Source organism: Marinobacterium arenosum, from assembly GCF_019795155.1.
Taxonomy (GTDB): Bacteria; Pseudomonadota; Gammaproteobacteria; order Pseudomonadales; family Balneatricaceae; genus Marinobacterium_C; species Marinobacterium_C arenosum.
On the sequence record NZ_JAILYN010000004.1, the window covers coordinates 68,631 to 84,592 of the forward strand.

At 61.8% G+C, this 15,962-nt stretch carries 11 protein-coding genes; 3 read left to right on the top strand and 8 right to left on the bottom strand.

All coding sequences use genetic code 11. From position 1 onward, the window contains the following. The first annotated feature begins 234 nt into the window (after positions 1-234). Positions 235-1,512 carry an O-acetylhomoserine aminocarboxypropyltransferase/cysteine synthase family protein gene (locus tag K6T12_RS03010; RefSeq protein WP_222219339.1) on the top strand — a complete coding sequence of 426 codons (1,278 nt, stop codon included), beginning with the start codon at positions 235-237 and terminating at the stop codon, positions 1,510-1,512. A 190-nt stretch (positions 1,513-1,702) separates the two neighbouring features. Here the strand turns inward: K6T12_RS03010 and K6T12_RS03015 are convergent, their stop codons facing one another. The 3 genes from K6T12_RS03015 to hemE all read right to left on the bottom strand — a co-directional run bounded on the left by K6T12_RS03015 (position 1,703) and on the right by hemE (position 6,690). Beyond that, positions 1,703-4,699, bottom strand: a complete 2,997-nt coding sequence (locus tag K6T12_RS03015) for a bifunctional diguanylate cyclase/phosphodiesterase (RefSeq protein ID WP_222219341.1) — start codon at positions 4,697-4,699, stop codon at positions 1,703-1,705. Between the two features lie 136 nt (positions 4,700-4,835). Next, entirely contained in the window at positions 4,836-5,507 is a 672-nt protein-coding gene (can, locus tag K6T12_RS03020) for a carbonate dehydratase (protein WP_222219342.1), read from the bottom strand. A gap of 115 nt (positions 5,508-5,622) precedes the next feature. Next, complete coding sequence (gene hemE, locus K6T12_RS03025) at positions 5,623-6,690, bottom strand: uroporphyrinogen decarboxylase (protein ID WP_222219344.1); 1,068 nt, start codon at positions 6,688-6,690, stop codon at positions 5,623-5,625. Positions 6,691-7,026: 336 nt separating this feature from the next. On the opposite strand from hemE, the gene K6T12_RS03030 reads away from it, so the two are divergent. Beyond that, positions 7,027-7,779 carry a helix-turn-helix domain-containing protein gene (locus K6T12_RS03030; RefSeq protein WP_222219347.1) on the top strand — a complete coding sequence of 251 codons (753 nt, stop codon included), beginning with the start codon at positions 7,027-7,029 and terminating at the stop codon, positions 7,777-7,779. Between the two features lie 16 nt (positions 7,780-7,795). Here K6T12_RS03030 and K6T12_RS03035 read toward each other — a convergent pair whose 3' ends face one another. Together K6T12_RS03035 and K6T12_RS03040 are read right to left on the bottom strand one after the other, a co-directional pair. Next, complete coding sequence (locus tag K6T12_RS03035) at positions 7,796-9,196, bottom strand: HlyD family type I secretion periplasmic adaptor subunit (RefSeq protein WP_255611504.1); 1,401 nt, start codon at positions 9,194-9,196, stop codon at positions 7,796-7,798. Between the two features lie 28 nt (positions 9,197-9,224). Further along, complete coding sequence (locus K6T12_RS03040) at positions 9,225-11,396, bottom strand: type I secretion system permease/ATPase (RefSeq protein WP_222219349.1); 2,172 nt, start codon at positions 11,394-11,396, stop codon at positions 9,225-9,227. Positions 11,397-11,474: 78 nt separating this feature from the next. Here K6T12_RS03040 and K6T12_RS03045 point away from each other — a divergent pair, with 78 nt between their 5' ends. Continuing rightward, positions 11,475-11,888: a hypothetical protein gene (locus K6T12_RS03045; RefSeq protein ID WP_222219351.1), complete on the top strand. Its 414-nt coding sequence runs from the start codon at positions 11,475-11,477 to the stop codon at positions 11,886-11,888. 6 nt (positions 11,889-11,894) lie between these two features. Here K6T12_RS03045 and K6T12_RS03050 read toward each other — a convergent pair whose 3' ends face one another. From K6T12_RS03050 to K6T12_RS03060, 3 genes are read right to left on the bottom strand one after another with little or no spacing between them, the layout of a single operon-like run. After that, on the bottom strand, positions 11,895-13,805 hold the full coding sequence (locus tag K6T12_RS03050; RefSeq protein WP_222219353.1) for an EAL domain-containing protein: 1,911 nt from the start codon (positions 13,803-13,805) through the stop codon (positions 11,895-11,897). Positions 13,806-13,828: 23 nt separating this feature from the next. Then, the gene (locus tag K6T12_RS03055) at positions 13,829-14,524 is read right to left on the bottom strand and encodes a transglutaminase-like cysteine peptidase (protein WP_255611505.1); all 696 of its coding nucleotides are present in this window, start codon (positions 14,522-14,524) and stop codon (positions 13,829-13,831) included. Between the two features lie 49 nt (positions 14,525-14,573). Continuing rightward, positions 14,574-15,878, bottom strand: a complete 1,305-nt coding sequence (locus K6T12_RS03060) for a TolC family outer membrane protein (RefSeq protein ID WP_222219355.1) — start codon at positions 15,876-15,878, stop codon at positions 14,574-14,576. Positions 15,879-15,962: the final 84 nt, after the last annotated feature.

Consider the following 15,962-nt stretch of genomic DNA (forward strand, 5'->3'; position numbering starts at 1 on the left):
GCAACGGAATGGAAATCAGCCCCGCATTCTACCCAATGCCGTCGGCGATGGTCATGCCCGCGATCGCCGGACAGAAATCCAGGTCTCGGCCATGCAACGGAAGTCGATAGGGGAACTGCTGTATTTTCGAACAACAGTCTCTACAATCGGATGTTTCATCCGCTGCGGCACAGGGAGTTCAGGGACCTGATTCTGCCGGGGATAACCACAACAAGACGTACCGAGGATTTGCCGATGAAACTGGAAACCATCGCCGTTCATGGCGGTTTCGAGCCCGACCCGACCACCAAGGCGGTCGCCGTACCGGTCTACCAGACCACGTCCTACGCCTTCGACAGCGCCCAGCACGGCGCCGATCTGTTCGACCTGAAGGTGGCGGGCAACATCTACACCCGCATCATGAACCCGACCACCGACGTGCTGGAGAAGCGCGTTGCCGAGATGGAAGGTGGCGTGGCGGCGCTGGCGGTGGCCTCCGGCATGGCGGCGATCACCTACACCATCCAGACCATTGCCGAGGTCGGCGACAACTTCATCTCCACCAGCGAGCTGTACGGCGGCACCTACAACCTGTTCGCCCACACCCTGCCGCGCCAGGGAATTGAGGCCCGCTTCGCCAAGAAAGACGATTTCGCGGCGATCGAAGCACTGATCGACCAGCGCACCAAGGCGATCTACTGCGAATCGGTCGGCAACCCGTCCGGCGGCATCGCCGATGTCGAGAAACTGGCCGAGATCGCCCACCGCCACGGCCTGCCGCTGATCGTCGACAACACCGTGCCGAGCCCGGCGATGTGGCGGCCGATCGAGCAGGGCGCCGACATCATCATCCAGGCGGCCACCAAGTATATCGGTGGCCACGGCAACTCGATCGGCGGGGTGATCGTCGACTCCGGCAACTTCCCCTGGGCCGACCACAAGGACCGCTTCCCGCTGCTCAACGAGCCGGATGTCTCCTATCACGGCGTGGTCTACACCGAAGCGTTCGGTCCGGCGGCCTTTATCGGCCGCTGCCGGGTGGTGCCGCTGCGCAACACCGGCGCCGCGCTGAGCCCGATGAACGCCTTCCTGCTGCTGCAGGGGCTGGAAACCCTGGCGCTGCGCATGGAGCGGATCAACCAGAACACCCAACACGTGGCCGAGTTCCTGGAAAGCCACGAGCAGGTCACCTGGGTCAACTATGCCGGCCTGGAGAGCCACAAGGATCACGCCCTGGCGCAGAAATACATGAACGGCCAGGCCTCCGGCATCCTCAGCTTCGGCCTGAAGTCCGGTCGTGAGGGCACCCGCCGCTTCTACGACGCGCTGAAGGTGTTCCTGCGGCTGGTCAATATCGGCGACTGCAAGTCGCTGGCGTCGATCCCGGCGGAAACCACCCACCGCCAGCTCAACGACGCCGAGCTGGAATCCGCCGGCGTATCGCCAGAGATGGTGCGGCTGTCGATCGGTATCGAGCATATCGACGACCTGCTGGCCGACCTGGACCATGCGCTGAGCGCGACCGGTCAGTAAGGTCTATTCCGATCGCGGCGTAATGCCCGTCGCGGTCGGTACCCAAAGGGCATAGCAAGCCCGCTGCGACAGGATTTCGTGCTTCGTAGCCGCCCGCTTCGAGGGCGACCGGTCATGGCACCGTTGGCGCGATCGACGACCTCTATGCAGCTGCAAGCTGATCAATGCTCTCCGTCCGGCATCAGCCGGCTCAATGGCGCGCTGGATGGTGCCGCTCGGTCACCCAATGCGCGGTCTGTTCGGTGGTCATCGGTTTGCTGAACAGGTAGCCCTGCAGCAGGTCGCAGCCCATCTGCTGCAACTGCCGATATTGGCTTTCATTCTCTATCCCTTCGGCCACCACCTGCATATCCAGCGTATGGGCCAGGGCGATCACCGCCTGGCAGATCAGCCGACAGTTCTCGCTGCTGTCCACCTCGCTGACGAAGGAGCGATCCAATTTGATCAGCCTTACCGGGAAACTCTGCAGATAGCTGAGGCTGGAGTAGCCGGTGCCGAAGTCATCGACCACCAGCTGAGCGCCCATCTCGTCCAGCCGGTGCAGCTCACGGGCACAGCCTTCGTCGATCAACAGGGATTCGGTGATCTCCAGCCGCAGGTGACTGAGCTGCTGGCCGCTGTCGGCCAGAATCTCGGCCAGGTCGCTGTGGAACTCGCTGCGCTGCAACTGCAGCGCCGACACATTGATCGACAGGCAGTCGATCTTGATCCCCTGGTTCTGCCAGCGCTGCAGCTGGCGGCAGCCCTCCTCCAGCACCCAGCGGCCGATATTGATGATCAGCCCGCTTTGCTCTGCCAGCGGGATAAACTCCTGCGGTGAAATACTGCCCATCTTCGGATGCTGCCAGCGCAACAGCGCCTCGAAGGCGATCTCGACGCCGGTGTCCGCCGCCACGATCGGCTGGTAGAGCAGCCGCAGTTGCTGACGCTCCACCGCGTGCTCCAGTTCGGCCATCATCCGGCGGCGCTTCTGCTGCTGGCGGTGCAGTTTGCGGGCGAAGAAGCGCCAGGTATTACGGCCGTCCGCCTTGGCCTGGTACATCGCCACATCGGCCTGCTTGATCAGCTCCGGCGCGCTGGCGGCATTGTCCGGGTAGAGTGCGATACCGATGCTGGCACCGATCCGGCACTCATTGGCGCCGACGGTGAACGGCCGCTGCAGGGTCTGCACGATACTGTCGGCGATGGCGGCGACCGCACCTATATGCTCGACCTCCTGAATAATCACCGCGAACTCGTCACCGCCCAGCCGGGCCACGGTATCGGTCGCCCGGCGATGCTCCTCCAGCCGTCGCGCGACCCCGACCAACAGTTGATCGCCGGCCTGGTGCCCGAGACTGTCATTAACCTCCTTGAAGTAGTCCAGGTCGATGAACAGCACCGCTACCAACTGGTTGTGGCGGCGTGCCGCTTCCAGTGCCTGTTGCAACCGCTCGACCAGCTGGAAGCGGTTGTGCAGCCCGGTCAGGCCGTCGTGGGTCGCCATATAGTGGATCCGCTCGGCGGCCGCCTTGCGGCGCGAGATATCACGCATGAAGACCGTGACATGGGGCTGGTCGCCGGCCATCCAGCGACTCATCGACAGCTCGGCCGGCAATTCGCTGCCATCCTGTTGATTTAGCTGCACCTCCAGCTGGGTCACCCGGTCGATCCGGTTGCTCAACAGCTGCTGCAGGGTCTCCTCCAGCTCACTGCGGCTGGGATCCTGCGCCCGGGCCGGAAAATAGATTTTCTGCTGCAGCAACTCATCGCTGCCCAGCATCTCCAGGGCCGCCGGATTGGCGCTGATCAGTCGGCCATGACGGTCCAGTGTCAGGATGCCGTCGCTGGCCACATCCATGATGGTCTGCAGCCGCTGGCGCGATACTTCCACGTCCGCCCGGTAACTCTGCAGCTGTTGTTGCTGGCGGTTGTAGGCACCGGCCAGTTCGCCCAACTCGGCAACGCAGCTCTCATCCAGCAGGGCGGGTTGCGAGCCGCTGCTCTTCAGCTGCGAGATCATTCCCTGGAGCGGGCTGACCAGCTGTTTCTGCAACCGGAAGACCACGAACGCCATGCCCAGCAGGATGGTGCCGCCGAGCACCAGCAGGGTACGCCAGACGATCTGCTCGGCACCGGCGATCGCGATCCGGTCCGGCACCACCATCGCCAGCAACCAGTCGGTACGCGGCATCGCCACCAGCGACACCTGCACCTCTTCGTCCAGTAGTGGATCATCCTCCAACGCGCCGTTACGGAATGCCGGTTTACTGGCACTGCGATACAGGTGAGCGGCGATACGTTCCGCCTCGCCTACCTCCAGGGCATCGGTACTGTCCGCCAGGCTGTCCGCCAACCGCTGTTCCTCGTCTGACAGGCTGCCCGGCGGCAGGTCGATCAACGCCATCAGTGGCGCGAATGCGGTTTGCTCGGCTTCCAGTCGACCGAGACTGTAATCGGAGCTGGCGTCACCGCCGAGCTGCTCACGCATGGGTGCCGGCAGAGACAGGAAACGGCCGTTGCGGTCAAGCATCAGCGCATAGCCGCCCAGGCTGGCCAGCCGGCCGGCCAGGAAGCGGTCCAGCCCATGCAGTCGCAGATCCACCGTGGCCACCCCCCAGAGCGCACCGTAACGGATAATCGGCGCCGAGCAGGTGACCATCGACACACCGGTATAGGGATCGGTATAGGAGCGCGACCAGTAGCACACCTGGTTGTGAAGGCGGGTTGCCGGCTGGTACCACTCGGCCCGGTGATAGCCGGGAACGTCCGGCTGGTTGTAATTGTCGAACTGCACCAGTGCGCCATTACCCTGGCGGCCCCAGAACAGGCTGGCCCGCTCGATACCCGGCAGCAGCCGGCCCGGTTCCGGCCAGATACCGCCACCGGCGATCAGCGTCTGATAGCGGCTATCGGACAGCAGCCGATGGAGGGTCTGGCGCAAGTGGTCGGGTTCCGGCGGCAACGCCGCAACGATGCTGACCATCGCCCTGACCAGGCTCTCGGCATGCTCGACCCGGCGATTGAGTTCCGCCACGATCAGCTCGCCCGCCTGGGCCACCAGACGCCGGTCGCGTTCGACCAGGATATCGCGGGCAAAACCGGTCATCAGGCTGAACACCACCACCAGAATGGCCAGGATCACCACGGCGAACAGCAGATTGATGCGTACCTGAAGGTTCTGCCACCAGCGACGGGGCAACCACATAGGCATCCCACCTTGCTGCGACAAAGGTTGGAAAAGGTTGCCCTGAGTATAGAACGGTTAATCACTGCCCCGCCGGTAGCGTAGATACGAAAAAGGCGCTTCTAAGAGCGCCTTTTCATGAGCATTTCCGATCGCGTCAGGCTTGCCGTGCGCCGGTACGGGTGGCCACCACCTCTACCGCCGCCTGCAGTCGCTGTTCCAGGCCGTCTGCCCCTTCGTTATGGAAGTGCAGGTCCTGCAGCAGGCCGTCGCTGAGGCCGTAGACCAGACCATAGACATTGAGCTCCTGGCCGTTGCGCCAGGCCTCCTGCACGATGGTGGTATTGCAGAGGTTGTAGGTCTGTTCCAGCACATTGAGTTCGCACAGCCGGTCAACCAGCTGATCTTCATCGCCCTGGCAAGGCTCCAGCACGTCGCTGTATTTTTTCGACACATCGCGAATATGCCGCAGCCAGTTGCCGATCAGCCCCAGCGGCGAGTCACTCAACGAGGCCTTGACGCCGCCGCAGCCGTAGTGGCCAACCACCATGATATGTTTGACCTTCAACACCTGTACGGCGAACTGCAGAACCGACAGGCAGTTCATGTCGGTATGGATCACCAGGTTGGAAACATTGCGGTGTACGAACACATCGCCCGGCAGCATGCCGAGGATCTCGTTCGCCGGCACCCGGCTGTCAGAGCAGCCGATCCACAGGTATTCCGGCGACTGCTGCTGCGCCAGGGTCTTGAAAAAATCCGGTGACTTTTCGTTGACCCGGCTTGCCCACTGGCGGTTGCCATCCATCAGTTCTTGCAGTTTTGTCATCTATTCGCACCAAAAAACAAGAAGTTAACCCGATTATGCAAATTATCCGAGTAAATATATCGGTTATAGCGCGCCAAAAAAAGGGCTCATGACGAGCCCTGCCTGATCGTACCGCTTAGCCCTGATGGTACTTGGCACTCAGCTCATGCACCGCGTCGACGAAGATCTTCGGCTGTGCCGGATCGACAAACTGATGAATACCGTGTCCCAGGTTGAAGACATGGCCGGAGCCGTTGCCGAAACCGGCCAGAATGCGCTCGACCTCTTCGCGAATCCGTGCCGCCGGGGCATAGAGTACGCTCGGGTCCATATTACCCTGCAGCGCCACCCGCTCGCCGACCCGGGCGCGGGCGTCGCCGATATCGGTGGTCCAGTCCAGCCCCAGCGCATCGGCGCCGGCATCGGCGATCGCTTCCAGCCACTGGCCGCCGTTCTTGGTGAACAGGATCACCGGCACCTTGCGGCCGTCATGTTCGCGGATCAGGCCGTCGACGATCTGCTGCATGTATTTCAGCGAGAACTCACGGTAGCAGGGACCGCTCAGCGCGCCCCCCCAGGTATCGAAGATCTGTACCGCCTGGGCGCCGCAACGGATCTGCTCGTTCAGGTAGTCGGTCACCGATCGGGCCAGCTTGTCCAGCAGTGCGTGCAGCACTTCCGGGGTGGCATACATCATCTGCTTGATATGCCGAAAATCCTTGGAGGAACCGCCTTCAACCATGTAGGTGGCCAGCGTCCAGGGGCTGCCGGAGAAACCGATCAGCGGCACCCGGCCGTTCAGTTCGCGACGAATCTCCTTGACCGCGTCCATCACGTAACCGAGGTCGCGGGCGGCATCCGGCACCGGCAGTTCGGCAACGTCCTGCTCACTGCGGATGATCTTCTTGAAGCGCGGCCCTTCGCCGGTTTCGAAATAAAGCCCCAGCCCCATCGCATCCGGGATGGTCAGGATATCGGAGAACAGGATCGCCGCGTCCAGCTCGTAGCGCTCCAGCGGCTGAATGGTCACCTCGCAAGCCAGCTCCTTGTTCTTGCACAGGCTCAGAAAATCGCCCGCCTTGGCACGGGTGGCGCGGTATTCCGGCAGATAGCGCCCCGCCTGGCGCATCATCCAGACCGGCGTGCAGTCGACCGGTTCACGCAGCAGGGCCCGCAGGAAGCGATCGTTTTTCAGTTCAGCCATTCTCAGTTCTCCCGATTCGGTCCGGTGTGCGGTAAGCCCTGGACAGGCGCAGTGGCTGCATGGCGGCTTCAGGCGCTGCCGGACGGGTAAAATTTCAAGCCCGGCATTGTACCCGAGTTTACCGCGGAAGACCTGCCCCGAGCGCTGGAAATCCCCGCCAGGCCGGCGTTGTTTGATCGAAGACAAGCGCAATGGCCGTCGCGGCGGTTCGCACGATGCGATAACTTACTAAAACGGTCATTCAACCGCTGGCTGCTCAGAATTTAACCTGTACAATAGGGGTGTCGAGAATAAGATTTATTCCACCACTGCCTGCAACGTAAATTCGTATACACGATGGTCAAAAACATCGAGATCATGAGCCTGCCGGGTGATGCCCACACCCACGACCACGAATACCATCAGCTGGTACTCGGGTTACGCGGCAACACCGACTTCGACATCGCCGGACTCGGCCAGCGGGTCGAAGCGGGCGCCGGCTGCCTGGTGCCCTGCAGCACCGGCCATGCCTTCGCCGGCTCGGACAATAACCAGATCATGGTGGTAAACCTGCCCTGGCAACAGAGCTACAGTGCCCAGGAACAGGATCTGATCAACCGGCTGTTTGACCGCGCCAGCTATTTCAATATGGATACCCAACTGCAGGTACTGGCCGGCGCGCTGAGCCGCGAATTGCAGCAGCAGCCGAACGACTCACTGCTGGCCCGCGCCTGTGGCAACACCTTGCTGTGCGCACTGCAGCACCACCTGCAGATCCCACCGGCACGCCGGCCCGGGGTGATCGATATGGATCTGATCGACGACTACATCCGCCTGCACCTGCATCAGAAAATCAGCGTCGGCCAGCTGGCCGGGCTGGCTTGCATGAGCAACAGCCAGTTCCACGAGCTGTTCAAGAAACAGGCCGGTATGACACCGCACCAGTACCTGCTGGAGAAACGGCTGCAGAAAGCCCATCAGGATCTGGAGCAGGGCCGGCCGCTGTCGCAGATCAGCGATCGCTGCGGCTTCAGCAGCCAGAGCGCCTTCACCCACGCCTTCAAGCGCCGGTTCGGCATCACCCCGGCCCGCTTCAGACGCGAACGCTGATCACCGGCACGGCCGGTCAGCGTTCGCGGAATGCGTTGGCGCGGGCCCGGTTGATCGGCTTCAACAAGTAATCCAGCACCGACTTCTTGCCGGTCATGATATCGACGCTGGTCAGCATGCCGGGGATGATCGGCAGCGGCTTGTCGGCCGGCCCCAGATGGGTCTGGGCCGTCTCCACCCGGGCGATATAGAAACTGTTACCCTCTTCGTCGATCACCGTATCCGGGCTGACATGCACCACCTTGCCGGCCAGGCCGCCATAGATGGCGAAATCGTAGGCGGTCAGCTTGACCACCGCATTCAGCCCGGGCCGGATGAAGGCGATATCCTCCGGCTTGATCTTGGCCTCCACCTGCAGCACCCCCTCCAGCGGCACGATCTCCATCAACATCATGCCCGGCTGTACCACGCCACCAACCGTGGTGACATGGATCTTCTGGATGGTGCCCTTGACCGGCGAGGTCACCAGCGTCCGGTTGACCCGGTCCTCCAGGCCGACCTTGCTCTCGCCCAGCTGGTCCAGCTCCGCCGCGCTGAGCCGCTGCTCGTTCAACGCATCCGAGCGGAACTTGGCGACCAGTTCCAGTCGCTTCTGCTCCAGCTCCTCGATCTGCTTGGCCGCCTTGGAGATCGCGAACCGGGTGCCGTCCAGCTCCCCTTTCAGGTCATTGACCTTACGCCGGTCCTGCAAGAACTCGATTCGTGAGACCACCCCCTCCTCGACCAGCGGGCGCTTCAGCTCCAGCTCCTCGCGGGCCAGCTGGTAACTGGTGGTCAGGCTGGCGACCTTGCTTTTCAGGCTGTTCAGCTCGGTCTTGGCCTGGCCGCGCTGATCGGACAGTACCTGCAGTCCGGCCTGCAGGTTGCGGATACGCCCCTCCAGCACTTCGCTCTCGCTGCGCACCAGGGTCGGAAATTTATCGTTCAACGCCGCCAGGTTCGGTGTATGAGAGGACAGCTCATGCAGTCGCTCCAGCTGATCCACATCGATCGCCTTCGGCAGCGCCGCCTCATCCTTCAGCCGGGCCACCATCACTTCCAGGTTGCCGCGCGCCTGCTGGTTTTCGCGGAAGCTGGTGCGGTGTTGGGTGTCGTCCAGCCGTACCAACGGCTGGCCCGGCGCTACCTGCTCACCTTCGGCGACATAGATCTCGGCGACGATGCCCCCTTCCAGGTTCTGGATCACCTGCAGGTGACGCGACGGGATCACCTTGCCGGCGCCCACCGTGACCTCGTCGATCTGCGCAAAATAGGCCCAGACCAATGCGCAGATCAGGAACGCGAAAATACTCCACAACAGGAATCGGGCACCGCGGGGGGTGGCCAGCATCAGTGCCGCCGAGGTATCGGACACAAAGGCCATATCCTGTTCGGACAGCGGGGTCTGCTTGGCTTCCATAGCGCTACGAATACGCATCAGGCAACTGCTCCAACATAGCCAATCATCAGCGGTCCAGGTGCAGGCGACCGGAACGCAACGCCTCCTGCACCGCAGGTTTGGGGCCGTCCGCCACGATTCGGCCCTGGTCCACCACAATCAAGCGATCGACCAGTTCCAGCATCGACGCCTTGTGAGTAATCAACAGCAGCGTCTTGTCGCCCAGATGAGCCTGCAGGCGGTTGCGGAAACGGGCTTCACTGGTGTTGTCCATCGATGATGTCGGCTCGTCCATCACCAGCACCGACGGGTTAAGCAAAAGTGCCCGCGCCAGTGCCACACTCTGGCGCTGGCCGCCGGACAAGTTGGCGCCGCGCTCGGCGACATGCATGTCCAGCCCCTCCGGATGGCGGTTGCTGAACTCGGTCACCCCGGCCAGCTCGGCGGCTTGCAGCACGGCGTCGTCCTCCACCCAGGGCACTCCCAGCGTCAGGTTTTCCTTCAGGGTACCGTAGAACAGGGTGACGTCCTGCGGCATCACACCGATCAGGTGGCGCACGTGGCTGGGGCTGAGCTGACGGATGTCCACCCCGTCGAGCAGCACCTGGCCGGCCGAGGCATCGTAGAACGCCGTGGCCAGCCGGCCGATGGTCGACTTGCCGGAGCCGATCCGGCCGATGATGCCGACCTTCTCACCGGGGCGAACGTCGAAGGATACCTCGGTCAGCGCATTGAGCTTCTGCTCCGGATAGGCGAACGACACCTGCTTGAAGCGGATATGGCCGGCCAGCGATTCGCGGTGGATAAAGTTCTTGCCCTCCGGGTTCTCCACCGGCAACGCCATGATCTCGCCGAGCATCGTCAATGCCGATTTAGCCTGGTTGTAGCGGGTCGCCAGCTGGGCGATCTGGGCCATCGGCGCCAGCGAGCGCGACGACAGCATCACGCAGGCGATCAGGCCGCCCATCGTCAGGTCGCCCTCGGCGATCCGGTAGACCCCGGCGATGATCATCAATACGGTGGTCATCTGGATGCAGAAACTGGCCACGCTGCCGGCCGAGCTGGTCAGCCGGCGGGTCTTGATCCCCCAGTCGGCGATATGACCGCAGGCCTGCTCCCAGCGTCGCTGCAACTGGCCCTCGGCACCGCAGACCTTGATCATCTCGATGCCGGTCAGCGCCTCCACCAGGGTGGCGTTCTTGATGCTGGACATCCGCCCGGTCTCCTCGACGCTGCGGCGCAACGGCGCCTGCAGCCAGACGCTGTAGCCGATCACGATCAGCATGATGATCACCGGAATCACCGCCAACCAGCCGCCGACCAGGAACACCACCAGGAAAAAGATCAATGCGAATGGCAGGTCGATCAGCGCGGTGACCGTGGCGGAGGTGATGAACTCGCGGATATGGTCAAACTCCTGCAGGTGCTTGGCGAACGCCCCCACCGAGGCCGGCCGCGCCTGCATCTTGATCGACATCACCTTTTCGAAGATCTGCGTCGACAGCAGGATATCCGACTTCTTGCCGGCCAGGTCGATGAAGTGGGCGCGCAGCTGCTTGAGGATGAAATCGAACAGGAACACCAGGCTGATGCCGGCCGCCAGCACCCACAGGGTATCGATGGCGTTGTTGGGCACCACCCGGTCATAGACGTTCATCACGAACAGTGGCGAGGCGATCGCGAACAGGCTGATCAGCAGCGAGGCGATCAGCACATCGCGGTAGATCCGCCAGGAGCGCTTCAGCGTGCCCCAGAACCAATGTTCGTCGTCCAGTTTCAGCGTTTGCGGTGCCCGTTCGTCGTAGCGGAACTGCTTTTTGACGTAGAACACGAAGCCCAGGTAATCATCCGCCAGCTGGTCGAGCGACACCTCGACTTCACCCTCGCCGGTTTCCGGGCGGATCAGGCCGGCAACATTGTCGTCGAGCCGCACCAGTACCGCGGTACGGCCGCCGCGCAGCAGCAGCACAGCCGGCAGCAGCAGCGGATCGAGCTGCTCGAACGAACGCTGCAGCAAGCGCGCCGACAGGCCGGCCCGGGCGGCACCGCGGATAAACAGCGCCTGGGTGTAGCGATTGTCGACCAGCGGCAAGCCGGCTCGCAGCTCGTCTCTGGAGATAGCACGGCCATGCAGTTTGCAGACAACCTTCAACGCATCCAGCAACGGATCGAAGAACGTGTTGTCGCTATCCTGATGCTGATGTGCTTGCCGGCTTTCCAGCGTCGTTTGATGTTCCATGCAACCCACTTATCCAGCAGTTTGACTGCTGTGATTTAATATAAAAAAACCTATACTTCGGTCTGGCTTTTATTTTTCATGTACGTGGAAGACCGCTCTCCAGGCAATATCCAGAATACAGGGGCCGACAGCATGCTTTACATAACAAGAGATAAAGAGGGCGTTATTCAATCCATCTCGCAAAGCAAGGACGACCGACACCGCGAGGAAATAGATCCCGAGCACCCGGAGATCATCAGTTTTCTGGATAATAACAACATCCCTCTCAACGAACTAGGCGAGCTGAAGAGCTCCGATTCCGGATTTATTCGGGTGCTGGAGGACGTCATCGATATTCTGATCGATCGCGATATCATCCAGTTCACCGACCTGCCCGACGCGGCCCAGCAGAAACTGCTCGACCGCCGGGAGCTGCGTCAGCGACTGGTCTCCAGCCTCAGTACCAGCTCCACCCTGCTCGGCGAGGAAGACTCACCGGAAAGCCTGATATAACCCCGTTCAAGCGCCCCCTCCCTCGTTGATATAACCCTGGAATCCGTCGATGCCGGTTTCCTGCAGCCGGTTCAGTTGCTGCTCGCTCTCCACCACCGTGGCATAGACCGGAATCGCCAGATTATGCACCGTATTGCAGACCCCGGTCAGCAATGTCAGGCTGGCGTCATCCTGCGCCCGACAGATGGCGGGAGCAATCTTGACATAGTCCGGCCGTAGCCGGGCGACATAATCCAGCTCCAGGCCGCCGCCGGCCACGTTGTCGATGCCGAAACGCAGCTTCAGTGAGCGCAGGATCTGGACGAAACTGTCCACCGCCTCCGGCTCGCGCTGCAGATGGCTTTCCGGAAACTCGATGAACAGCGCCCCCGCCTGGCCGGCGGTCAACGCGGCCAGGCGGCTGATGAAACCGGTATCACGCATCGACGACAGCGACAGGTTCAGTACCAGCGGCGTCTCGCCCTGTTCCTGCAGGATCTTGTCCAGCACCGCCAGATCCAGCTCGGCGCCCAGGTTGAACTGCTCGATCACCGGAAGGAAGGCACCGGCCCTCATCTCCTGGCCCGATTCATCCAGCAGCCGGACATAGACCTCACTTTGCACCGCTGGGCCAGCCAGTGCCTGAACCACCGGCTGATGGCTCAGCGTCAGCGCGCGATCCGCAATGCGCCGGCGTAACAGTTCAACCCAGGCCTGACCGGTACGCAGGACATTGGCGGTATCCGGCGCGGCGGTGGACCAGACGAACCGATCCACCCCCAGCGCATCCACTTCCCGCAACAAGGTATCGACACGCGTCAACAGCGAGCCGACCCCGTCCTGGGACTCGACCAGGGTGCCGGCCAGGCTGAAATGCGCCTGCTCGGCCACCGCCCCCGGCAGCTGCAGAGCGGACAGCCGCTTGCTCAGTTCGGCCAGCGAGTGGCTCAGGTCGTCCGATGGCAGCACCGGCACCAGCACGCCAAATTCATACTCGGAGATCCGCCCGACCAGGCTGTCGGGCCGATCGAAATGCTGCCGCAGCAACCCGACCGCCTGCTGGATCAGGGCCAGCCAGTTCGGATAGCCGTAACTTTTACGGACGGTCTCGCCCTTAAGCTGGCGTAGCGCGATAAAGGCATGGGTTTTCTCACCTTCGGCCTGGCGTGCCTCAAGCTCGTTCAACAGGTGCTGGCGGTTGGCAACACCGGTCTCCTCATCCTGTTGCAGCCGCTGGTGCAGGGCCTTCAGTTGGCGGGCATTGGCAGTGAAACGCTCATTGAGGATATCGCTCAGCCGGTTCATCGCGAACACCACCCGCTTCAACTCCTGGGTGCGCGGCTCCGGCACCCGGTAGCTGAAATCCTTGTCCTCGATCGCTTGGGCCTGATGCTCGATCTGGCGCAACGGCCGAATAAGCACCCGCACCCCCAGCGAGCCGATCAACGCGATAACGACGAACAGCGAACCATAAAGCGCCAGCAGTTCCAGGCTCAGCTGCCACAGCTGCTGCTGCACAAAGCCGGGATGCCCTTCGATGCGGATCTCGGCGGATTCGGTCCAGCCGCTGGCGACCGGAGCGCTGGCGAGCGCCGGTTCGATATCGAACAGATTGATGAACCAGCCCGGTACACCCTCCGGGTCGGCCCGGTTTTCCCGTACCAGGGTCTCCTCGGTAGCGAAGATATCCACCGACATCCGGCGGTAGAAGGCACCATCGAAAGCCGCATTCAGGGTGACCTCGACCGCCGTCTTGTCCAGCGGCTCCAACAGCGGTGCCAGCCGCATACCCAGCGAGGTCAAGGCGCTTTCGGTATTGACCTGTGACTGGATCTGCAGCGATTCGGAGCTGGAGCGCACGTTGAGGAACAGCACCGCCGCCAGCGAGATCACCATGGTGAACCAAAGCAGCAGTAATAACTGGCGATACAGTGTCATAAGCCGATTACCTTGTATCCATCCTACTGAGAAAATTCCTGTTGGCGCTGGCGCAGCTCTTTCCAGAGACTCAGCCGGTCCGAGCTGCCGACCAATTTACCGATCCCTCGCGACTTGGTCAGCCAGAGATACTCGGCATTGAAACTGTAGATAGGCAAAAGATCCTTACGAAAGCGGGCTTTCTTGATTTTTGGATCGATATTATCCAATACCAGCGGCTCCGAACCACGCCGCTGATAATAGGTCAGCACCATATGATGCTGGTTAAATCTAACCGCCTTAACATACATCAGCCGCAACTTTTCCGACGGAACGCCCAACGCCACCAGGGTGTAATATTTAGCGATGGTGAAATCCTCGCAGTCACCCGCTCCGCGACCGATGAACTCCACCGGCGTGGCCCAGTAGTCTTCCTGCTGCCAGATCTTGATATCGTCGGAGAACTGCAGCTGATTGAAGAAGTCGTTGACCGCCTCTAGCTGAGCTTCGACAGGCTGTTCTCGGTTCTGCTCGATCAGCGCCTGCCAGGCCAGGGTACGCCGGAATGCCTGGTCACCGAACTGCTGCTGGACGAACAGCGCGATCTTGGCGAAGTTCAACCCCTGGGTGGCCTTTACCTGCTGATACGCGAGCAGCAGGCCAAGCACCAGCATCAGCGGCATCGCCCAGCGGCGGTACAGGCTTAAGATTTGCGGCCGGACGGCACCGAGCCTTCCCATTCATCAGCGCCCTTCGAGGAACAAGGAATCCGGCCCGCTGGCCGGCCAATCACTTCGCCAGCAGAACTGACGTCAGCTTGCCTATGGCATTGAGTATCCTAACTTTTGCCGCTTCGTAGGTATAGTAAGCATCCATGTACTGGCTGTTGGAACGGAACACTTCGTTCTCCGCGTCCAGCAGGTCGATCAGGGTGCGCTTGCCCAGGTTGAACTCCTTGCGATAGGCATCGCGGGTCGCGCCCGAGGCATAGACGTACTCGGCCAGGAACTCGCGCTGCCGCGCCAGCGCATCGTAGGCCGCCCAACTGAGCCGAACCCCCTGCCGCGCCTGGCGCTGGGCATCGTCATTCACCGCCCGCGCCTGCTCCACCTGCTGAGCAGCCGCCAGGTTGTTGGCTTTGTCGGCGCCGCCGCTGAACAGGTTCCAACGCATCTCCAACAGCACGGAATAACTCTCATCAACGCCCGCTGTGCCGCCGATCTCCTCGCCGTAGTCGCCTCCCACTACCAGATCGAGCTGCGGGTAGTAATTCGACTTGCTGCGCTTGTACTGGCTGCGGGCTTCATCGATATCCACAACGGAGGCCTGCACCGTATAGTTTTCGGTCACCGCCTGCCGTTCCGCCTCCTCCAGCGTTTCCGGCAACAGCGTTTCGTCCAGTTCGAAGACGGTCAGCGTATCCGGCGGCAATGCGCCGACCACCCGCTGGTAATCGGTTTCGGCATCCACCAGGTTGTTTTCGGCACTGACCAGGTTGGCATTGGCGCTGTTCAGCCGGCTGGAGATCTGCGACAGATCGGCCCGGGTGCCAACTCCCTGATCGACCCGGCTACGGATCTGGCTGTAGATCTCCTCGTGATTGGCCAGGTTCTCCGCCGCCAGGCCGTACAGTGCGCGCTGTTTCTGAAGATCCAGATAGGCCTGCGCCACCCGCAGCGCGACGTTCTCCCGTACTGCGGCCAGTTCCAGCTGGCGAGCCTCGGTAAAGTGCTCGTTACGCTCCACCTCGTACTGGGTATTGAAGCCATCGAACAGCATCTGCCGCGCTTCGAACCCCAGCCGACGGCGTTCCCAGGTGTCATCCTGCTCGTTGCGGGCCCGGGTGGTCGCATTGTTGACCTGCTCGGCACCGATATCGCCGGTGATATCCAATGACGGCAGGTAGCTCGCCCGGGCAGCATCCAACCGACGCTCCCCTTCGACCGTCTGCGCCTGCGCCCGCAGGACATCCGGATGCCTGGCCAGTGCCTTGCCAATCACCTCGGCTAACTCGGCGGTCTCGGCCTGAGCCGCCGGCAGATAAGTACACAGACAAAACAGGGATAGTGCGGATTTCAGTTTCTTGATCATCATGTCCGTCAATACAACTCGTCCATTACTCGACTTTCACCAGCGATACGGCCAACAGCTCGGCACGACGCTAAGGCCTGCCATACG